Origin of the sequence: Streptomyces poriticola (assembly GCF_036689765.1) — a bacterium.
Lineage (GTDB): Bacteria > Actinomycetota > Actinomycetes > Streptomycetales > Streptomycetaceae > Streptomyces > Streptomyces poriticola.
In genome coordinates this window covers 227,299-247,910 of the sequence record NZ_JBAGKH010000002.1, presented here as the reverse complement: position 1 = coordinate 247,910, position 20,612 = coordinate 227,299, and the positions used below count along the sequence as shown (strand labels likewise).

Below are 20,612 nucleotides of genomic sequence, written 5' to 3'. Positions count from 1 at the left end.
ACTCCCGTCACGACAATCCCCAGGAGCCCATGTGGACCCGACCGCGACCGGCTCCGCCCTGCTGGAGCAGCTTCCGCCACCGCTGCCCGCCGAGCGGATCATCGCCCTCAACCAGCCCAAGGGCGACCTCCACACCACCCGCGCCTACGAGTGGAACGGCTGGACCTTCGAGGTCCCGCCCGGCGTCTTCACCCCCGGCTGGACCAGCCGCCTGATCCACGAGCGGCTGCTCGACGACCGCATCGAGGTGCGCGGCCGGCGCTACGCCGCCATGGGCGCCGGCCTCGGCGTCGAGGCGGTGGCCGCGGCCGTCCGCGGCGCCCGGGAGATCTACGCGATCGACATCCACCCGGAGAGCGTGGCCACCACCGCCCGCCACTACGAGCGCATCGTCGGCACACGCCCGGGGACCACGTTGCACCCCGTCGTCAGCGACGTCTTCGACGCCCTGCCCGGCGACGTCCGGCTGGACGTCATCACCTTCAATCCGCCCGCCGTCAGCCGGACCGTCAGCGACGACCCCGACGTCGTCCGCAACGTCTGCGTGGGCACGTCCCTGCCGGCCAGGTTCTTCGCCCAGACCGCGGAGAGGGAGCTGCTCGCCCCCGGCGGCGAGATCCATCTCGTCGTCTCCAACACCGCCGACCTGCGCGCCGTCGTCCAAGCCGCCCTGGACCAGGGCTTCCACGTCGAGATCGGCCATCTCCACGACTGGCGGGACGGCGTACTGACCTTCCTGTTCCGCATCACCCAGCACCGCACCCCCTACGGAGGCCGCGCATGAAGAACACCGACGAGCTCCTCACCGGCGTCCTGGCCGGGGAGCACGGACCGCGCCCCGCCGACCTGGTGGCCACCAGCGTGTTCTGGATCCACCACGGCACCCGGCTGGCCGGCGGCGACACCACCTACCTCAACCAGTACGTCCTCGTCCGGCTCGGCGGCTCCTTCGGCGGCTGCGCCTTCGAGGCGGGCGAGATCGAACCGGCGATATGCCGCGACGCCTCCGGCAGCCCGCTCGACACCCTGCTGCGCGACGCGCCCCGGCCGCTGCGGATCGCCGCCCTCGACGCCTACCTCGCCGCCGTGCGGCCGCACCGGGACACGCCCGGGGCCGAACCCGTCACCCTGCCCGCCGGGACCCCCGAGACGCGGGCGACGGCCCGGGACGCGGCCATCGCCGGGCTGCTGGACCTCCCGGACGGGGCGAAGGTCGGGCTGATCGGTGTGGTCAACCCGCTCGTCGCCGCGATCCGGGACCGCGGCGGAGTGCCCCTGCCCTGCGACTTCAACCTGCGCACCACCCAGTGGGGCGATGCGGTCACCGACGACATGCACGAGGTCCTGGACACTGCGGACGCCGTCGTCGCCACCGGCATGACCCTCGGCAACGGCAGCTTCGACACCATCCTGGAACGCTGCCGCGAGCGGGACGTCCCCCTGGTCGTCTACGCGCAGAGCGGCAGCGCGGTGGCCCGGGCCTTCCTCGGCTCGGGGGTGACCGCCCTGTCCGCGGAGCCCTTCCCCTTCTCCCAGTTCAGCGCCGAACCCACCGCCCTGTACCGCTACCGGGCGGCGGGCGGCTCATGACCCGCTCCGCCGGGCCGGTCGCCCCCGGTGCCCGGCCGCGTGACCGGGCCGGCACCGGGCACGCGGCCTGCCATCACGGCGAGATCCTCCAGGGCGTCTTCCTCGACGAGCGGCGCCGCCCCTGCCATGGTCTCGTCACCCTGCCGATGACCGGGCCGGGCACCCGCGCCGCCTTCCGGCTCCTGCCGGACACCCCGCCCGACCAGGTGGCGGTGACCCCGGCCGGGCGCTCGAAGGCGGCGCGCGCCGCCGTCCTCGCCGTACGCGAATGCGCCGCGCGCCGCCACGAGGAACCGTGCGGCGGCGAGCTCCGGCTCAGCGGGGACATCCCCGTCGGGCTGGGCATGGGATCCTCCACCAGCGACGTCATCGCCACCGTGCGGGCCGTCGCCGACTCCTACGGGCTGCGGCTGCCGCCGGAGACGGTCGCCCGGCTGGCGGTACGGGCCGAGCAGGCCTCCGACCCGCTGATGCTCGACTCGGGCGCACTGCTCTTCGCACACCGGGAGGGACGCGTACTCGAAGTCCTCGGCGCCGCCCTGCCGCCCGCCGTCGTGGTGGGCTGCTCCCTGGGCGGCGGCACCCCGGTCGACACCCTGTCCCTGCCCGCCCGCGCCTGCGGCGCGCACGACCTGGCCACCTACGAGCATCTGCGGCGCATGCTCCGCCGGGCCGTCGCCGACTCCGACCCCGCCCTGCTCGGGCAGGTCGCCACGGCCAGCGCGCGCCTGAGCCAACACACACTGCGGCACGAGGAGTTCACCGGCCTCACCGCCATCGCCGACCGGGTGGGGGCCACCGGCGTGCAGATCGCCCACAGCGGCAACGTCGCCGGGATCCTCTTCGACCCCGCGACGCCGGGCCTGAACCGCAGGCTGCACGCCTGCACCCGCGCCCTGGCCGGCGAGGGCATCACCCCCACCCGCACTTTCACCACCCGCCCGACCCCCACCACGGAGGACGCGTCCCATGGACGAACACATCTCGGAGGCCATCGGCCGACCGGACCTGATACGTCTCGACGACGGACTCGTCTGCCTTCGCTTTGAGACCATGAAGGTCGTCTCCGCCCTGGCAGCCGTCCGCCGTCTGCTCGACACCGGAGCCGTACGGCGCGGCGACACCCTCATCGACAGCTCCAGCGGCATCTACGCCTACGCCCTCGCCCTGGCCTGCCACCGCTACGGGCTGCGCTGCCACATCGTCGGCTCCACCACCGTCGACCACACCCTGCGCACCCAGCTCGCCGTCCTCGGCGCGCACCTGGAGCAGATGGAGCCCTGCACCGACCTCAAGCTCGACCAGAAGCGCCGGGTCGCCCGCATCCGCGAGATCCTGGCCGACCACCCCGACTACCACTGGATGCGCCAGTACCACGACGACATCCACTACCTCGGCTACCAGGCCGTGGCCGACCGCCTGCACCGGGAGACCGGCGCCGGCGCCCTGACCCTCGTCGGCGGCGTCGGCTCCGGCGCCTCCACCGGCGCCCTCGCCCACCACCTCCGCGCCCGCTCGCTCGAGGTGCGGCTCGTCGGCGTGCAGCCGTACGGCAGCGTCACCTTCGGCAGCGAGCACGTCGCCGACCCGGAGATCATCATCGCCGGCATCGGCAGCTCCATCCCCTTCGGCAACGTCCGCCACGGCCTCTACGACACCGTCCACTGGCTCGCCTTCGACGCCGCCCTCGCCGGCAGCGTCGACCTGCTGCGCCGGCACGCCGTCTTCGCCGGGCTGTCCACCGGTGCCGGCTACCTCGCCGCCCGCTGGGAACACCGCAACGACCCGGGGCGGACGGTGGTGTTCATCGCCGCAGACACCGGGCACCGGTACGTCGACACCGTCTTCGCCCGCCACCGGGAGGCGGCCCGCGTCGAGGACCTCGCCCCGCGCCCCGTCTCGGCGCTGGAGGAACTCGCCCTGCCCTGGTCGCGCATGGACTGGAACGGTGCGCCGGCACCCCGGGCGGCGGTCGCCGCCTAGGCGCTCCGCTGGAAGTGCCGCCCTGTGCCGTCGCTCGTCTGCGGTGCCGCCGTGGCTGGTCGCGCAGTTCCCCGTGCCCCTGCGGAGCGCTGCCGAGCGGCAGCGGACTCCGCCCGGTCTGCTTCAGGACACCCGCCGCTCCTCCAGCGGCGCGGCACGCAGCCGCCCGGCGGCGCCGCTCGGCAGATGCGGGGTGTGCCCCACCAGCCGCGCGGAGTTCGCGACCACGGCGATGCTGCTGGTGTTGTGCAGCAGCGCGGCCAGCACCGGGTTGATGGAGCCGCCGGCGCCCGCGACCACGCCGACGAGGTTCACCCCGATGGCCAGGGTGTAGTTCTGGCGCACCACGCGCAGCGTGTGCCGGCTGAGTTCCACCACGGCGGCGACCTGCCGCAGGTCGTTCCCCGCCAGGGCGATGTCGGCCGTCTCCAGCGCGACATGGGAGGAGTGGGAGCCCATGACGATGCCGACGTCGGCGAGCGCCAGCGCGGGGGCGTCGTTGGTGCCGTCGCCGACCATGGCCACGCTGTGCCCGTCGGCCTGGAGGTCGCGGATCAGCTGGAGCTTGACCTCGGGCAGCGCGTGGGCATGCACTTCCGTGATGCCGAGCGCGTCGGCCACGGCCTGCGCGGTCTCGGGCGCGTCGCCGGTCAGCAGGACGATCCGGGTCACCCCGAGATCCGTGAGCTGCCGGACGACGGTGTCCGCGCCGCCGCGCACCGCGTCGGACAGGCCCAGCATGCCGATCAGCTTCTCGTCGTGGGCGAGGCAGATGACGGTCTCGCCGCCGGCGCGCAGCCGGCTGGTCCACTCCCGGGCCACCCCGGACAGCTCCAGGCCGTGCCGCCGCAGCAGGGCGGGGCTGCCCACCAGCAGGCGGCTGCCGTCGAGTTCGGCACGCACCCCCATCCCCAGGACCACCTCGCAGGCCTGGTGGATCGGGATGTGCAGATGCTGCTCCTCGGTACGCCGGACGATCGCCTCGGCCAGCGGATGGCGGGCGTGCAGCTCGCCCGAGGCGGCGAGGCTCATCACCTCGTCGGCGGTGACCGCCGGGTCGAGCGTGACCACACTGGTGACCAGGGGGCGGCCGAGCGTGAGGGTGCCGGTCTTGTCGAAGACGACGGCGGTGACCCGCCCCACCCCCTCCAGATGGGTGCCTCCCTTGATCAGGGTGCCCCTGCGCGCTCCGTTGCCGATGGCCGCGCTGATCGCGGTCGGGGTGGCCAGGCCCGCGGCGCAGGGGCAGGCGATCAGCAGCATGGTCATCGCCCGCCGCGCGTCCCGGGTCAGCAGGTAGGTGACCCCGGCCAGGGCGAAGGAGACCGGGACGAAGCGGCGGGTGAAGGCGGCGGCGACGGTCTGGATCGGGGCCCGGTCGGCCTGCGCCTCCTCGACCCGGGTGATGATCCGCCCGACGACCGTGTCCTGTCCGACGGAGCCGGCCCGCACGGTCAGGGAGCCGGTGGAGACCAGGGTGCCCGCGTACACCTCGCTGCCCTCGCGCATGTACACCGGCAGCGCCTCGCCGGTGATCGCCGCCTGGTCCACCAGCGCCTCGCCGGAGGTGGCGACACCGTCGACGGGGATGCGGTGGTGCTCGTAGACCGCGACCACGTCCCCGGTCCCGACCTCCGCGAGATCGACGTCCACCTCCACGCCGTCGCGTACCAGCCAGACGCGTTCCTCACCGATGGAGAGCAGTTCCTCGATGGCGCGCCGGGTCCGCCGCAGGGTCATGGCCTGCAGGAACTCACCGATGTTGAGCAGCCACAGCACCATCAGCGCGACCACGTTCTCGCGCAGCACCAGCGAGATCACGGTCGCCGTGGTCACCAGCAGATCGGTGCCCGCGTGGCGTCTGCCGCCGAGGGTGCGGGCGGCGCCCCGGAAGAACGGCAGCCCGGTGAAGACGGTGACCGCGCCGAGGAAGCCCGCCGAGCCCGCCGGGGCCCACGGCGGCCGACCCAGTAGCCGCCGCACACCCACCAGGGCGAGCACCGCACCGCCGACCACCAGCCGGGCGACCTCCCCCGTCGAGGAGTCGGGCACGGACCTGCTGGTCCTCGAGGGCACCCCGGCCGGCGGCGCCTCGTCCAGGGCGGCGATCAGCCGGTCCACGTCCACCAGGTCGGGCCGCACCCAGACGATCACGGCACCGGTGCGCGGGAAGACGCGCAGTGCCCGGAAGCCGGGCAGACCGGCGAACCGTTCGTCGACGATCCCGGCACAGCCGGGCCGGGCCCGCAGCCAGGGGACCGTCAGGCGTACCCGGCCCGCTGCGGCGGACCGCACCACCACGGCGGGGCCGGTTCCGGCCGGGGGAGCGCCGCCGGGTGCGGGCGTGCTGCCGGGCATGGCCGCTGCCTCTCTCCGGGCACGTGCAGTGCTCGCGGTTCAGCGCACGCGCACTGCTCGTGCAGTGCTGGTGTGTCGTGGCTCAGTGGTCGTGGTCGTGGCCCTCGACACCGACCGCCGACGGCGGTGCCGCCTCCTCGCCCAGCTGTTCCCGGGCCTCCGCCAGCAGGTCCCCGGCCTTCAGCCGGGCCTCCTCGGCGGCCTCCCCGAGCCGGCGCCCCGCCGTGATGCCGCCGGCGATGCCGTCGACCATCAGCCTGCGGGCCGCGGGTTTCGCCCGGGGGGCGGCCTTGGCGGCGCCCCGCAGCACGAGGACACCGGCGGTTCCGGACAGCGCGTAGTGCGTGATGCGGCCCACGACCGCACCTGCGACAGCGGCGGGATGCATCGCCGTCTCCTTCCGCGGAGCGGGCAGCCGTCTTCGACGCGGTACGTCCATTGTCGTCCCTCGGCGGACGTTGCGCACCAGCCGTACCGATGAGGCTGCGCCTGCGGAAGAGATGGTCCTGACACTCGTTTCCGTCTAGCGTGGAATAACAGCATCAAAGCGAACAAAAGTCATGAATCGCCTCGCCATCACCTCGTCAGCGCTTCTTCGCGGAGAGATCGATGCATGTGCCCTCATGGCGGCTCCTGTCCGTCACCCCCGTCGCGTCCCTGATCCTCCTCGCGGGCTGCGGCAACGCGTCCGGTCCGGACGGCGGCAGCGGCAGCGCCACCCAGGCCTCGCAGAGCCCGGTCTCCTCGTCCGCCATCCCGGTGGTCGCGTCGACGAGCGTCTACGGGGACGTGGTCGAGCAGATCGGCGGCGGCGAGGTGGAGGTGACGTCGATCATCACCAGCCCCGACCAGGATCCGCACTCGTACGAGGCCAGTACCCGGGACCAGTTGGCCCTGTCCGAGGCCGAGGTCGTCGTCCAGAACGGCGGCGGCTACGACGAGTTCATCGACCGGATGCTGCGGACCAGCGACAACACGTCCGCCGAGGTCGTCGACGCGGTCGAGGTCTCCGGGAAGACCGCTCCGCCGGACGGGGAGCTCAACGAGCACGTCTGGTACGACTTCCCCACGATGGGCAGGGTCGCCGAGCGCATCGCGGCCGCCCTCGGCAGCATCGCCCCGTCCGACGCGGACACGTTCACCAGGAACGCCGAGGACTTCAAGGCCGGACTCCGGTCGCTGGAGGAGAAGGAGGCCGGGGTGGACGCGGACCACGGCGGTGAGCCGGTGGCGGTCACCGAGCCTGTTCCGCTGTACCTGACCGAGGCGTGCGGCCTGGTCGACAGGACGCCGGACGAGTTCAGCGAGGCCGTCGAGGAGGGGCACGACGTCTCCCCGGCGGTCCTGCAGGAAACCCTGGACCTGTTCACCGGGGACCCCGACGACAGGGTCGAGGTGCTGGTCTACAACGAGCAGACCACCGGACCGCAGACCGAGCGGGTCGAGCAGGCGGCCCGGGACGCGGGAGTCCCGGTCGTCCCCGTGACCGAGACCCTGCCCGACGGCGAGGACTACCTGGGCTGGATGAACGCCAACGTCGACGCGCTCGCGGGCGCGTTGGACAGGTGAGGCGGCCCCGTGGCCTCCCTGCCGCACGCCCGCCCCCGCAGCACCGCACACCGCGGCGCAGGCACCGCGGCGATCAGCCTGCGGGGGGCCGCCCTGGCCTACGGCGAGCGGGTGCTCTGGCAGGGCCTGGACCTCGACGTCCGGCCCGGTGAGTTCCTCGCGGTGCTCGGACCGAACGGGTCCGGAAAGACCAGCCTCGTCCACGCACTCCTGGGCCGGCGCCGCCTCTCCGCCGGCACCCTGACGGTCCTGGGACGCCCGCCCCGCGGCGGCAGCCGCCACATCGGCTACGTACCGCAGCACGCTGCGCTCTCCGAACACGCGCTGCTGCGCGCCCGGGACCTGGTCCGGTTCGGCATCGACGGCCACGCCTACGGTCCCCGGCCGTGCACGCGCGCGGTTCGCCGACGCACGGACCGGGCCCTGCGGTCCGTGGGAGCCGCCCCGTACGCGGACGTCCCCGTCGGTCTGCTCTCCGGAGGCGAGCGGCAGCGCGTGCGCATCGCCCAGGCGCTCGTCACCGACCCGCGGATCCTGCTGTGCGACGAGCCGCTGCTCTCCCTCGACCCGCACCACCAGCGGGCCGTGACGGAACTCGTCGCCGACCGGTGCCGCTCGCACGGCACCGCGGTGGTGTTCGTGACCCACGAGATCGACCCGCTGCTCGGCATCGCGGACCGGGTGCTGTACCTCGCCCGCGGCGGCCACCGCGTCGGCACCCCCGACGACGTCCTGACCTCCGAGGCGCTCTCGCAGCTGTACGGCACACAGGTCGACGTGGTCCGCGTCCGGGGCCGGACCACCGTCGTGGGCGCCCCCGACGTGCCGGAGGCGCCGCCGCACCACGCCGAACCGCCGCCGGGAGCACCGCCATGACGACACGGGTGCGGCCATGATGCTCGCCGACGGGATCTGGCAGGAGATCTTCAACTTCGACAACTACGGGGAACTGCTCGCACTGGTGCGCAACTCCCTCGTCGCCGGCGCCGCGCTGGGCCTGGTCGGCGGCCTGGTCGGGGTCTTCGTGATGATGCGAGACCTGCCGTTCGCGGTGCACGGGACCAGCGAGCTGTCCTTCGCCGGAGCCTCGGCCGCCCTGCTGCTGGGCGTGAACATCGTGGCGGGCTCGATCGTCGGATCCCTGATCGCGGCCGGCGCGATCGGTCTGTTCGGCTCCCGCGCCCGGGACCGCAACGCGGTGATCGGCACCATCATGCCCTTCGGGCTGGGCCTCGGCGTGCTCTTCCTGGCCCTGTACGAGGGGCGGGCGGCGAACAAGTTCGGCCTGCTCACCGGGCAGATCGTCGCCGTCGACACGCCGCAGACGTCCTGGCTGCTCGGCACGTCCGCCGTGACGCTGGCCGCGCTGTCGCTCATCTGGCGGCCGCTCGTCTTCGCCAGCGCCGACCCGGACGTGGCCGAGGCGCGGGGGGTGCCGGTACGCGCACTGTCCTTCGCGTTCATGATCGTGCTGGGGCTGGCGGTCGCCCTGGCCGTGCAGATCGTCGGAGCGTTGCTGGTGCTCACCCTGCTCGTCACCCCGGCGGCGGCCGCGGCCCGGATCACGGCCTCACCGCTGCTGCTGCCCCTGCTCAGCGTCGCCTTCGCGATGATCTCCATCGAGGGCGGGATCCTGCTCGCGCTGGGCAGCAGCGTCCCCATCAGCCCCTACGTCACCACCATCTCGTTCACGATCTACGTCGTCTGCCGGGCGGCGACCGCCCGCCGCAGGCGCGTCGCCTAGGGTTCCGGCGCGGAGGAGGGTGCCACGGCCGTGGTGCGCGCCGCCAGGACGCGCAGTGCCGTCTCGCCCCAGCGGATGTTCTCCTCCTCGAAGGCGATGCCCCGCAGCAGTGTGAGGTAGGGGCCGACCCGGTCGGCGCCGGCCAGGTACTCGCCTTCGGTGCGCCCTCGGAGCAGCCGCTCACGCAGGCGTGCGTAGCGGGCGAGCTTTTCCCGGGCCCACTCCATCCGGTCGGAGATGTCCGCCCGGACGGCGGTCAGATCGCCGACGTCGCAGCACTGCACCTTGACCAGCAGACCGTCCCGGATCGCCGGGGGCCGGCCGATCGGCTCGGAGAGGTGCGTGCGCACCGCCTCGTACCCGGCGTCGGTGAGATCGAAGAGGCGCTTGTCGGGCCTCCGCTCCTGGCGGACCACACGTGCCCGGACCAGGCCCTCCCGCTCCATGCGGTCCAGCTCCCGGTAGAGCTGCTGGGGCGTGGCCGTCCAGAAGTTGGCCACCGAGGCGTCGAAGCCCTTGGCGAGGTCGTAGCCGGACGCCTCGCCTTCCAGGAGGGCGGCCATGACGGCGTGGCGGAGGCTCATCGCTCCACCTTGGCACCCTCCTGATCAGTGAACAAGTTGCCTATGTCACCGTGCCCGAGACCTGGCGGACGGTGTCGGTCGACGCGTACTCTCCACTGCACTTATTCAACTTTTTGCATAAGAGAGGGAGTGACCGGGACCATGCATCCGTTCCGTACGGCCGTCGAGAACCGCGACGCCGCCGCCGTCGAGGCGCTGCTCGCCGAGGACGTCGTGTTCACCAGCCCCGTGGCCTTCAAGCCGTACCCCGGCAAGGCCATCACCGCCGCGATCCTGCGCGGAGTGATGCGGGTCTTCGAGGACTTCACCTACGTCCGCGAGATCGCCGACGCGGGCGGCCGCGACCACGCCCTCGTGTTCACCGCCACCGTCGCCGGCAAGCAGATCCAGGGCTGCGACTTCCTCCACTTCGACGAGGAGGGGAAGATCGACGACTTCACCGTCATGGTCCGCCCGCTCTCCGCCGCCAAGGCGCTGTCCGAGGCCATGGGCGCACAGTTCGACCGGATCGCCCGCGAGGCCGGAGAGGCCTCGGGTGTCTGAGCACCCCGGTGATCGCCGCGTCGGGCCACGGCTACCGGGAGCCCTCGGCGGGTGAGGCGTCCGTGCTTCCCGCGGGCAGGGTGCAGCGGGGGAGGTCCGGGCGGTCCTCGGTGCGGACGGCGGGCAGCCAGGCGGTGGCCGGTGCGTCCGCGCCGGGGACCCGGACCCGGAACCAGACGGTGGACCGCACATCCGCCTCGTCGGTGATCAGCTGGCCGTCGGGCAGCCGGCACAGGGCGTCGAGGGTGTCGCCGTGCCACACCCGGGTCGCCACGACGTTCTCGGCGGTGTACGGCAGCAGCGGGTCGATCGCCAGGCCGAGACTGCACCTCAGTTCACGGCCCTGGCGGTCCCGGCAGCCCAGCTCGGCGTTGAACACCCGGATCCGGGCGGCCTCTTCGCCCGCCCCGCCCGCACCCCCGTACGACCCCAGCGCGGCACCCGCAGCCACCGCGCTCCCGGCCACCGCGCATCCGGCCAGGGCGACGAGGGCGGTACGGCGCCGCGGCCCCGGTTGCCGAGTGCGGCGGGCGGGTCCGGGACCCGCGGCCTCGTGCGCGGAGATCCGCCGGAGCAGGCTCACGGCCGTGTGCGGGGCCCGGGCGGCGTGGGTGGGGGCGAGACAGTCCGCCACGAGGGCCCGCCAGAACTCCGGGACGGCGTGATCCATCCGTAGCGACGCGCGCCCCCCGGCGTACTCCTGCACGGCGGCACCGCGCGCGGCCGGTGTGGCGCCGGGGAACGGGGCGACGCCGGCCGCGAAGACCTCGTGGATCACGATCCCGAGGGCCCAGATGTCCGTCGTGGGCCGCACGCGGACGCCACGCTCGCCCAGCGGCTCCTTCCACCGCTCGGGCGGGAGGTAGTCCAGGGTGCCCATCGGCGCCGCGTAGCCGTGGGTGCCGCTCAGCTCGATGGCGAGACCGAAGTCGGACAGGCGCACCTCGCCGTCCTGTCCGATGAGGATGTTCTCCGGTTTGAGGTCCGTGTGCACCCAGCCGCTGCGGTGCAGATGGGCCAGGCCCTCGCAGACACCGGCGACGATCCGGTGGCCCTCGGCCTCGGTGATCCCGGTGTCGAGCAGATCGCGCAGGCTGCCCGCGGCCCGCTCCATGACGAGGACGATCGCGCCGTCCAGGGACGGCCGGTCCGGGGTGCTGAGGACGACGGAGTCGAGCAGCCGGACCAGCCGGGGGTGCGGTGCCCTGCGGGCGAGTTCGACCTCGTGGCGGGCGGCTTCGGCGACGGCACGGGCCTGACGGGGCGCGAGTCCGGCGGTCGGCATGACCTTGAGGGCGACCTCCCCGGGCGCCTCTCCGGCCGCTTCGCGGTCGGGGGCTCCCACCGCGGCCGCGGTCACGGCGCCTGCCGAGGCTGCGCCCGGCCGGTCCGCCCGCCGTGCGGCGTAGACGGTCGACCAGCCTCCGGCACCGATCTGTTCACCGACGATCCAGCCGCCGATCCGGTGACCCCGGGGCAGGGTCTCCGTCCGGCCGCCGCCCCGGGAGACGGCCCGCTCGTGCACCCGCGTCACGCCCTGGCGCCCGCGCGCCCGCCGGACTCGGCGCGCGGCGGTAACAGCGCGAGGTGTTCCTCCCGGACGATGCCGAACTTCAGGGCGAGACCGACGACGGCTTCGCGTTTGCCGTTCCTGCGGTCCGCCCGGCCCGCCGGGTCCGGGGCGGGCGCGGCGATCCTGAGCTTCTCGTCGGCGAGGTAGTCCAGGTGCGAACTGACCGCGCGGGACGTCAGCCTGGCGCAGGCCGCATGGCCCCGGAGCCGTTCGACGACCTGGGGCGTGGTCGGCACCGCGGCGGGCGAACGGTCGCGCAGCCACGGCTCGCAGAGCGCGACGAGCACGAGGAAGTAGGTGGCGGTCTCGTCCAGCGAGTACGCGGTGAGCGTGCGGCTCTCCCACGACCCGCCCAGGGCGTGCGGGTCCAGATAGACGTGGTCGGGCGCGAACACCTGGAGGCAGACCGGGGCGTCACCGCGGGTGGGCAGCACCACGCGGGCGAACTCGAACGGGATGGGCGCGCCGACGCGGCGCGGCGGAACCCGCAGGTACTCGCCCGCCCCTTCCGGGTTCTCCACGAGATAGCCGTGGGTGGCGCTCAGGTTGCTCAGCTGCCAGTGGTCGTCGGTCGCGCGGATCTCCCCGGCCAGGCGTGACACCGCCTCGTCGGCGAGGCGCAGGTCGACCGGCGTGCTCGACGAGCCCCGGCCGAACCGCACATGCTCCCCGGGCCCCAGCCGCAGGGTCACCGCGTCGCCGCCGGTCCCCTCCGGCACGTGGACGACGATCCCGCTCACCCGCTCCCCCGTTCCGCACGCCGATCACCCCGACACCCGGAACGTTACCGCCTGCACACGGATATCCACCGTATGGCATCGGCCACTTCGGCGGCCCGCACCCCGGCCGCCGGGACGCGGCCGTTCCGGTCGGGCCGAGGACGGTCGAGGGGGACGGTCAGGGTGCGGGAGAGCCGGCCCGGACGGGGGCGACCGCGCGGTCGCCGAACGCGGACCAGGGTTGCCAGCCGCCGCTGGGCCGCTCCCGGACGCGGGTCCGGACCCGGCCGTCCGCGGTGACCGCGAAGACGCGGACCCGCCCGGTGGCGTCGGCCGCGGCCGAGGGAGTGGCCTCCAGCACGGCACCGGGCTCGCCGAAGTCCTCCTCCGGCGACCAGCCGCCGCCGGGTACGAACTGGCGGCGGTGGGACGGCCGTTCGCCGCCCGGGGACAAGGCGAACGCCTCGAGCCGGCCGTCGGCGCCGGCGACGAGCAGCGGGGCCGCGGCCGACCAGCCGAACAAGGGCTGCCAGTCGTCCCAGCCCCCGCTGGGCACGGACTGGCGCCGGTGGAAACTCCCCAGTCCGGACGGGCCGATGGCGGCGACGGTGAGCCTGCCGCTGCCGTCGCGGGCCACGCGGGGCGCGCTGCCGGCCGCCGTACCGAAGCGGCTCCATGCCGACCAGCCGCCGCCCGGTACCTCCTGCCAGCGGTGGAAGATCCCCGCGCCGCCGGGGGAGAGGGCGAACACCTCCAGACGTCCGTCGGCATTGACCGCGGCGGCCGGCGGCGCTCCCGCCGGACCGCCGAACTCGGCCTCCCAAGGGTCCCAGGCCGGCGCGCCGGGCGACCACTGCCGCCGCCGGGCTATACCGCTGCCCCCGGGGGCGAGCGCGAAGACCTCCAGCCGGCCGGTGGCATCGCGGACGACGGCGGGAGCGGCGCCGGCCGGGCCGCCGAACTCCTCCCAGTCGTGCCAGTCGCCGTCCGGCCGCTGCGCCCTGTGGTACAGCGCGGTGCCCCCGGGCGCGAGCGAGAACACCTCCAGTCGGCCGTTGGTGTTGCGGCCGAGGGTGGGCACCGCCCCCGCCGGGCCGCCGAACACCTCCCACTCCGACCAGGTGTCCGTCTCCGGGCCGAGCTGGACGCGCCGCAGCACGGAACGGTCGCGCGCGTCGAGGGCGAACACGGTCAGCCGGCCGAGGACGTCGAGGCCGGCGACCGGGTTGTCCGGGCTCTGCCACGGGGGCGGGGTGGTCCGCCACTGCAGCGGGGCCAGATACAGGCCTCGCCGGAACCAGCCCGCCGCGCTCGCGTACCACGTCCGTCCGTCGCTGACCGGTTCGACGGCATGGCCGGGGACATGGCCCGCATAACCGTCGAGGGAGAAGCGGAAGGGATCGCGCGAGGCCAGGACGTCGGTGCCGTCGTAGCCGCCGCGTGGCCCGATGAACAGGTAGTACCAGCCGTCCCGTTCGACCACGAACGGCGACTCGGTGACCGACACGCCGGTCGCTTCCGTCGACGCGTCGGCGAACGCGATGCCGGGCTCGCTCCAGTGCCGGAGGTCGGCGGAGCGTCGCAGACAGACCAGGTGCCGGCCGTCGTCGGCGGAGACCTCGGTGTAGTACATGACCCACTCCGTGCCGATCCGCAGGACCATCGGATCACGCGCGGCGACCCCGCGGAAGAGCGGTCCGGAGGGAACGCGGGTCCAGGTGAAGAGGTCGGTGGAGGTCGCGGCGTTGATGGCCGCACCGGTGCGTCCGCCCGCGGCATAGAACATCCAGTAACTGCCGTCGGCCTCGATGACGTGCGGGGCCCAGAGGTGTTCCTCCCCGTGGTAGCCGGGGGCGACGGTCAGTGCGTCCGGATGGCTGGTCCACGGACCGTACGGGTCGGGTGCGGAGGCGTGGGCGAAGGAGATCTCGGCGGCGCTGTCCGGGGCCTCACCGGGTGGTGCGCTGTCGCCGACGATGCTGAACAGGTGCCAGCGTCCGCCCGCCCGGATCAGGGTGTGGTCGTTGAGATAGCGGCGGCGGCCGTCCGTGGACGGGTCGTGGACGTGGGTGAACGGGCCTGCGCCGAGCCACTGGTGGGAGGCGGCGGCTCCGGCCGAGGCGGCGGACGCGGCGGACGCGGGACGGCCCGCGAGCGGGAGCGCGAGGGCTCCCGCTCCGGCCGCCCCCAGCAGGCGCCGCCTGCTGATCGGATGCATGGATCCACTCCAGAGGAACCCCCCGTGGGGGTCAGTCGACGGCGGGCCCGGATGTGCTGTTCAGCCAGCCCCACTCGGACCAGCTGGAGAACCCGGTCTGCCATTTGTGGTGGACGCCGGTGTGGCTGGTGCCGAAGACTTCGATGCGGCCGTCGGCGTTGGTGGTGGCGGTGATCTCGGTGCCGCCGGTGCCGAATTCGGTCCACTGGCCGTAGGGTGCGTTGACGCCGGTCTGCCAGATGTGCTGGGCGACGCTGCCGTTGATGGCGAAGACCTCGACCCGGCCGTCGGGTGAGCGTTCGCTGGTCAGTTGGGAGTCGGCGGGTCCGCCGGTGGGTTCCCATGCGGACCAGCTGGTGGGGTTGGTCTGGTATTTGTGGAAGACGCCTGCGGGTCCGGAGGCGAAGACCTCGAGGCGGCCGTCCTGGTTGTGGTCGAGGGTCAGGTCGTGTCCGCCGCCGCCGAAGTCCTCCCATGCGGACCAGGTGCCGTTGGTGGTGGTCTGGTACTGGTGCTGGAAGGTGTTGCCGTTGAGGGCGAAGACCTCGAGTCGTCCGTCGGGTGATTTCTCCATCTCGATGCGGCTGTCGGCGGGTCCGCCGCCGGTGGGTTCCCAGTCGGACCAGGTGCCGTTGGCGGTGGTCTGGTATTTGTGGAAGACGCCTGCGGGTCCGGATGCGAAGACTTCGAGGCGGCCGTCGGCGTTGGTGCCGGCGGCGATGTCGTGTCCGCCGCCGCCGAAGTTCTCCCAGGTGGACCAGCCGCCGGAGGGCTGGAGTTGGTAGCGGTGCTGGAAGGTGTTGCCGTTGAGGGCGAAGAGTTCCAGTCGGCCGTCGGCGTTGGGTCCGATGGCGAGTTGGGCGTCGGCGGGTCCGCCGAGGGACTCCCATTCCGACCAGGCGCCGTTCGCGCTGGTCTGCCAGGCGTGGTGGATGCCGTCCGAACCGGCCGCGAACACCTCCAGGCGCCCGTCCGCCGACCGCGCCGACACCACCCGCCCCGACTCCGCCGGATACGTCAGCGGGGCGGGGCCCGGTCCGGGGTGCCCGAGGCGCTCCACCGCGGCGCGGGCCTCGTCCAGGTGCCGGTGGTGCAGGCCCTGGTTGTAGGTGGACCAGGGCTGCCAGTCCGTACCCCCGGACGAGATGCGGAAGGCCTCGTTCGCGTTGCACTGGGCATCGTAGGCACAGGAGTCGGAGACCTCCGAGTGCCAGTGGTCGTTGATCTGCCACAGACCCCGGTCGGTGGACGGGGGAGTGTTGTTGTAGGTGTTGGACGCCGAAGGATTGCAGCTGGACTCGGCGAGGGCGACCGCGACCGCCGTCACCAGGGAGTCCCCGCGGAAGCCCGCGTTGTAGCCGACCTCCGCACACAGATCGCTCGGGGCGGCGTGTGCTGGCGAGGCGCCGACGAGGACGCCCGCCGCTATGCACAAGGAAGCCAGCACCGACAGGACGGCGCGATGGGGCGCTCTTCGCGAGCGTCGCTTGTCCCTGCTCACCTGCTCACTCACTTTCAGTCGACGGCGGGTCCGGCGGTGTTGTTCAGCCAGGTCCAGTCGGACCAGGTGGATGCTCCGGTCTGCCATTTGTGGTGGACGCCGGTGTGGCTGGTGCCGAAGACTTCGATGCGGCCGTCGGCGTTGGTGGTGGCGGTGATCTCGGTGCCGCCGGTGCCGAATTCGGTCCACTGGCCGTAGGGTGCGTTGACGCCGGTCTGCCAGATGTGCTGGGCGACGCTGCCGTTGATGGCGAAGACCTCGACCCGGCCGTCGGGTGAGCGTTCGCTGGTCAGTTGGGAGTCGGCGGGTCCGCCGGTGGGTTCCCATGCGGACCAGCTGGTGGGGTTGGTCTGGTATTTGTGGAAGACGCCTGCGGGTCCGGAGGCGAAGACCTCGAGGCGGCCGTCCTGGTTGTGGTCGAGGGTCAGGTCGTGTCCGCCGCCGCCGAAGTCCTCCCATGCGGACCAGGTGCCGTTGGTGGTGGTCTGGTACTGGTGCTGGAAGGTGTTGCCGTTGAGGGCGAAGACCTCGAGTCGTCCGTCGGGTGATTTCTCCATCTCGATGCGGCTGTCGGCGGGTCCGCCGCCGGTGGGTTCCCAGTCGGACCAGGTGCCGTTGGCGGTGGTCTGGTATTTGTGGAAGACGCCTGCGGGTCCGGATGCGAAGACTTCGAGGCGGCCGTCGGCGTTGGTGCCGGCGGCGATGTCGTGTCCGCCGCCGCCGAAGTTCTCCCAGGTGGACCAGCCGCCGGAGGGCTGGAGTTGGTAGCGGTGCTGGAAGGTGTTGCCGTTGAGGGCGAAGAGTTCCAGTCGGCCGTCGGCGTTGGGTCCGATGGCGAGTTGGGCGTCGGCGGGTCCGCCGAGGGACTCCCATTCCGACCAGGCGCCGTTCGCGCTGGTCTGCCAGGCGTGGTGGATGCCGTCCGAACCGGCCGCGAACACCTCCAGGCGCCCGTCCGCCGACCGCGCCGACACCACCCGCCCCGACTCCGCCGGATACACCAGGGGTGTCGGGCGGGGGCCACCGCCGGGCGTGCAGGGCAGGGTGACGCCGCGGGCGGCCAGGTAGGGGATGGGGTCGGTGCGCACACTGGCGCCGGGGTCGCCCCAGACCCGCAGGTGGAGGTGGGGGCCGGTGGACTGGCCCTCGCTGCCCATCAGCGCGATCTGCTGACCGGCCACGACGCGATCGCCCACGGCCACGTCCCGCTGGTACATGTGGCCGTACTCGGTGATCGTCCCGTCGGGATGCAGGATGCGGATCCACTGGCCGTAGCCGGGTTCATGGCCCGAGATGACCACTTCGCCGTCGCCGACCGCGTAGATCGGGGTGCCGTAGTCGCTGGCGATGTCGACGCCGTTGTGCGCGTCGCTGTAGTACTGCGTCACCTCACCGGCCGTCGGGCACGCGGCGGCATACCCGGCGGCCGGGGAGGGTGCCTGGGCGGGTGCCTTGGCGGGTACCTGCGCGCCTGCAGGAGCCGCCACCACAAGCCCTGCCACCAGGGCGACGATCGCCGCGACAGCGGTGCCCAGCACGCGCCGGGACAGATGCCGGGACAGACTCAGGGGAAGACCGGGCAGCACGGGACGTCCCCCCGTCACGCCTTGCGGAGGCGCGCGATGACGCCGTTGATGTCCCGCTCCAGCAGATGGGGGCGGACGTGGTGGCCGCCGCCCACCTCGTGCGACTCGTGCGGGATTCCCGCTCGGTCGAGGTGGGAGCGGAACTCCCGCTGCGTCTCGAGCACCACGATCTCGTTGGCGTACCCCTGGATGTCCTCGGGGGTGGTGCCGGCGACCAGGAAGATCCGCTTGTGCCGGTAGCTCTCGATGCGCTGGACCGGGTTGTCGGCGGTGACCCGGGCCTCGTCCCACGGCACGCCGTAGACGGTGCCGCCGCCCAGTTCCACCGCGGCGGAGGACAGGTTGGCCCAGTGGGTCACCGCGCCGCCGCTTCCGCGCAGGCTGGCCGGGCCGGAGTGGGCGCTGACCGAGGCGAAGTGGCCGTAGTACTTGGCCGTGTACTTCAGCGCACCGAAGCCTCCCATGGAGAACCCGGAGACGGCACGGCCGTCGTACTCGGCATAGGTGCGGAAGTTCGCCTCGACCCACGGCAGCAGCTGTGCCATGTGGAAGTGCTCCCAGTTGCGGGGGCCGACGTTGGTGGTGACCGGGTTGGAGTACCAGCCCGCGGGTCCGCCGTCGGGCATCACGACGATGAGCCCCTTCCCGGCGGTCAGGCCGCGGATGTTGTGATGGGCGTCGAAGGTGATGAAGTCCTCCAGCCCGCCGTGCAGCAGGTAGAGGACGGGGTACCGGCGCCCGCTGTGGTGGTAGTCGTCGGGGAGCAGGACGTTGACGCCGGGGTCCCAGCCGATGGCGTCGGTCCGGAACCGGTAGTACCACATGCGGTGGTCGCTCTCGTTGCGGTCCACGATGTGCAGGCCGAAGCCGTCGCCGACCGCCGCGGCCGTCGGTGCGGCGGCGAGTACGCCTCCGGCGCCCAGGGCCGTCGCGGCGGTGAGCCCCCCGGCGGTCTTGAGGATGCTCCTGCGGGTGGGGTGGTACGCGGTCAACGTGACCTCCTGTGGGAACGCGTGGTGGCGGCTGGTCGGGCCGCCACGTACGGGCGTTCGGGAAGGTAGTGACACGCGCCCCGGGCGGGAATCCGGAACCTTACGGACTGACAGGCGCGGCTCAGATCCGCTAGGTGCGCGGACGGGTCCGTCACGGCTTGCCGGAGAGCCTGCTCGGGTGCTCCCCGCCGGCGATCGGATCGCCGGACAATCACTTGGACTCCAGAACTGGCCTCAGGAGGAGTCGACTTCGCTGCGGCGCTCGCTCCGCCGTGGGCCGGGCCGCGGCAGCGGCAGACAACCCCAGACATGCCGTGAACGTGGCCACCACGCAGAATTCGCACAGCGGTACGGCGGCCTCATGCCTCATGAGGCGATCAGGGCGCCCTCGCGGCGGCCGGCGGCCGTCAAGGGCGCCCGGAGCGCAGCAGTGCGGGCACCTGTCCCTGAGCCTCACGTGTCCCCGTCAGCGCCGGTGGCCGAAGGGGACACATGAACGCCCCAGGTTACCGGAGCAGGTCGGGGGCGGCTCCTCCACCAGCGTGGAGGGCTGTCAGTCGGGTATCAGTGCCGCCGCCTGGACCAGGGGAACGGTCGTTCAAGCGCGGGCCGAGTACCACGACGTGCACCCGTAGCTCTTGCCTGCCTTCATGACGCACCCGCGGACCTTGACCTTTGTTCCTTCCTTGAGGTTCTTCGTCTTCTGCACCTTGGCGGGCGCCTTCTTCCCCGCGGTGCCGATGTCGATGACGATCTCGTTCGTGGAGGCTACCTTCACCTGACCGCGGATCGAGTAGCCGTCGCTGGCGAAGTCGCGGATATACAGCGTGTCGCCGAGATGGCTGCCAAGGACAGGGTCATCGGACCAGAACACATTCCCGATGTGCACCGGGTGGTGCTTCATCTTGATGAGCTCATCGTCCTTGTCCTTCAGGCTTGCACTTTCCCAGCTGAGTCTGGGGGCTGCCTGTGCGGTGGGAGCGGCCACGGTCATGCCCGACAGCACCGTGGCGGCCACCGCAGCCACAGCGGCAGCACGACGGGAAACACTCAGTCTCGACATACTGATCCTTCTTTCACCTTCTTGCGTAGCGCACGCTTCTGCGGGGGCCTTGACGGCCCTGGGCGTCGCTCACCACATTCAGCAGTAGACGTCCACCCCGCGGGAAGCAGCCTCCAAGCGGGCGGGGTGAAGCTCAGAAACGGCGCCTCTACTGCGTTCGTTCTCGGTCGCTGACGATATGGGCGTCCAGGCGTCCCAGATCGGCGCTTGGGAAGCCGCGGGACACTCAGAGCTTCTGACCAGCGCCGTTGCAGACGGAAGTGGGACGTGATGGGACGCCGAGACAACGTGTCGTCGAATGGAGCTGATCAGGGCGCTGCGTCACCGTGGTCCACGTAGAAGTTCAGCTTCGCCCGCGACGTCGGCTCGTCCTGCTGTGGGGCGGTTCGGCACCTGGGGCTTCGGGAAGATCGACGGCGTGATCGTCCTCGACGCCCTGTCGAACTGAGCGGCGCTCCCCACTGGCCATGAGTGCACGGGTCGGTCGAAGAGGGCAACGACTCCGTTCACTCAGATCGCGAGGAACGCACGTGCCCCAGCAGGCAGCCGCCGCCCGCCGGCCCACTGCCGACCGTCCACGGTTCGGAGG

General features: G+C 72.6%; 18 protein-coding genes. 8 read left to right on the top strand and 10 right to left on the bottom strand.

The window, feature by feature from the left end; translation table 11 throughout:
- The first annotated feature begins 31 nt into the window (after positions 1–31).
- From V5O46_RS03785 to V5O46_RS03770, 4 genes are read left to right on the top strand one after another with little or no spacing between them, the layout of a single operon-like run.
- Positions 32–784: a methyltransferase gene (locus V5O46_RS03785; RefSeq protein WP_332882946.1), complete on the top strand. Its 753-nt coding sequence runs from the start codon at positions 32–34 to the stop codon at positions 782–784.
- Complete coding sequence (locus V5O46_RS03780; protein ID WP_332882945.1) at positions 781–1,590, top strand: Rossmann-like domain-containing protein; 810 nt, start codon at positions 781–783, stop codon at positions 1,588–1,590. Before V5O46_RS03785 ends, V5O46_RS03780 begins: the two co-directional genes overlap by 4 nt.
- Complete coding sequence (locus V5O46_RS03775) at positions 1,587–2,639, top strand: GHMP family kinase ATP-binding protein (RefSeq protein ID WP_332882944.1); 1,053 nt, start codon at positions 1,587–1,589, stop codon at positions 2,637–2,639. Before V5O46_RS03780 ends, V5O46_RS03775 begins: the two co-directional genes overlap by 4 nt.
- Positions 2,560–3,573, top strand: a complete 1,014-nt coding sequence (locus V5O46_RS03770; protein WP_332882943.1) for a pyridoxal-phosphate dependent enzyme — start codon at positions 2,560–2,562, stop codon at positions 3,571–3,573. Before V5O46_RS03775 ends, V5O46_RS03770 begins: the two co-directional genes overlap by 80 nt.
- 123 nt (positions 3,574–3,696) lie before the next feature.
- Here V5O46_RS03770 and V5O46_RS03765 read toward each other — a convergent pair whose 3' ends face one another.
- On the bottom strand, positions 3,697–5,931 hold the full coding sequence (locus V5O46_RS03765) for a heavy metal translocating P-type ATPase (protein WP_332882942.1): 2,235 nt from the start codon (positions 5,929–5,931) through the stop codon (positions 3,697–3,699).
- A gap of 82 nt (positions 5,932–6,013) precedes the next feature.
- Positions 6,014–6,319, bottom strand: coding sequence for a DUF1490 family protein (locus tag V5O46_RS03760; RefSeq protein ID WP_332882941.1), 306 nt, complete (start codon positions 6,317–6,319; stop codon positions 6,014–6,016).
- A gap of 221 nt (positions 6,320–6,540) precedes the next feature.
- On the opposite strand from V5O46_RS03760, the gene V5O46_RS03755 reads away from it, so the two are divergent.
- From V5O46_RS03755 to V5O46_RS03745, 3 genes are read left to right on the top strand one after another with little or no spacing between them, the layout of a single operon-like run.
- Positions 6,541–7,500 carry a metal ABC transporter solute-binding protein, Zn/Mn family gene (locus V5O46_RS03755; RefSeq protein WP_332882940.1) on the top strand — a complete coding sequence of 320 codons (960 nt, stop codon included), beginning with the start codon at positions 6,541–6,543 and terminating at the stop codon, positions 7,498–7,500.
- 18 nt (positions 7,501–7,518) lie between these two features.
- A complete protein-coding gene (locus V5O46_RS03750) occupies positions 7,519–8,376 on the top strand; it encodes a metal ABC transporter ATP-binding protein (protein ID WP_332883201.1) in 858 nt (285 codons plus the stop codon).
- A gap of 16 nt (positions 8,377–8,392) precedes the next feature.
- Positions 8,393–9,244, top strand: a complete 852-nt coding sequence (locus tag V5O46_RS03745; protein WP_332882939.1) for a metal ABC transporter permease — start codon at positions 8,393–8,395, stop codon at positions 9,242–9,244.
- Here V5O46_RS03745 and V5O46_RS03740 read toward each other — a convergent pair.
- Entirely contained in the window at positions 9,241–9,828 is a 588-nt protein-coding gene (locus V5O46_RS03740) for a PadR family transcriptional regulator (RefSeq protein ID WP_332882938.1), read from the bottom strand. The two genes, V5O46_RS03745 and V5O46_RS03740, sit on opposite strands and share 4 nt — an antisense overlap.
- Before the next feature lie 141 nt (positions 9,829–9,969).
- Here V5O46_RS03740 and V5O46_RS03735 point away from each other — a divergent pair, with 141 nt between their 5' ends.
- Positions 9,970–10,371: a nuclear transport factor 2 family protein gene (locus V5O46_RS03735; protein ID WP_332882937.1), complete on the top strand. Its 402-nt coding sequence runs from the start codon at positions 9,970–9,972 to the stop codon at positions 10,369–10,371.
- A gap of 31 nt (positions 10,372–10,402) precedes the next feature.
- Here the strand turns inward: V5O46_RS03735 and V5O46_RS03730 are convergent, their stop codons facing one another.
- The 7 genes from V5O46_RS03730 to V5O46_RS03700 all read right to left on the bottom strand — a co-directional run bounded on the left by V5O46_RS03730 (position 10,403) and on the right by V5O46_RS03700 (position 20,023).
- Positions 10,403–11,905 (bottom strand): serine/threonine-protein kinase, encoded by a 1,503-nt coding sequence (locus tag V5O46_RS03730; protein WP_408648878.1) that lies wholly within the window; start codon positions 11,903–11,905, stop codon positions 10,403–10,405.
- Positions 11,902–12,684, bottom strand: coding sequence for a serine/threonine protein kinase (locus V5O46_RS03725; protein ID WP_332882936.1), 783 nt, complete (start codon positions 12,682–12,684; stop codon positions 11,902–11,904). Before V5O46_RS03725 ends, V5O46_RS03730 begins: the two co-directional genes overlap by 4 nt.
- A gap of 157 nt (positions 12,685–12,841) precedes the next feature.
- Entirely contained in the window at positions 12,842–14,881 is a 2,040-nt protein-coding gene (locus V5O46_RS03720) for a family 43 glycosylhydrolase (RefSeq protein ID WP_332882935.1), read from the bottom strand.
- 31 nt (positions 14,882–14,912) lie between these two features.
- Positions 14,913–16,328, bottom strand: a complete 1,416-nt coding sequence (locus V5O46_RS03715; RefSeq protein WP_332882934.1) for a hypothetical protein — start codon at positions 16,326–16,328, stop codon at positions 14,913–14,915.
- A 68-nt stretch (positions 16,329–16,396) separates the two neighbouring features.
- Positions 16,397–17,968, bottom strand: a complete 1,572-nt coding sequence (locus tag V5O46_RS03710; protein WP_408648876.1) for a peptidoglycan DD-metalloendopeptidase family protein — start codon at positions 17,966–17,968, stop codon at positions 16,397–16,399.
- 14 nt (positions 17,969–17,982) lie between these two features.
- On the bottom strand, positions 17,983–18,960 hold the full coding sequence (locus tag V5O46_RS03705) for an alpha/beta hydrolase-fold protein (protein ID WP_332882933.1): 978 nt from the start codon (positions 18,958–18,960) through the stop codon (positions 17,983–17,985).
- A gap of 598 nt (positions 18,961–19,558) precedes the next feature.
- Positions 19,559–20,023, bottom strand: a complete 465-nt coding sequence (locus tag V5O46_RS03700; protein ID WP_332882932.1) for a hypothetical protein — start codon at positions 20,021–20,023, stop codon at positions 19,559–19,561.
- Positions 20,024–20,612 lie beyond the last annotated feature (589 nt).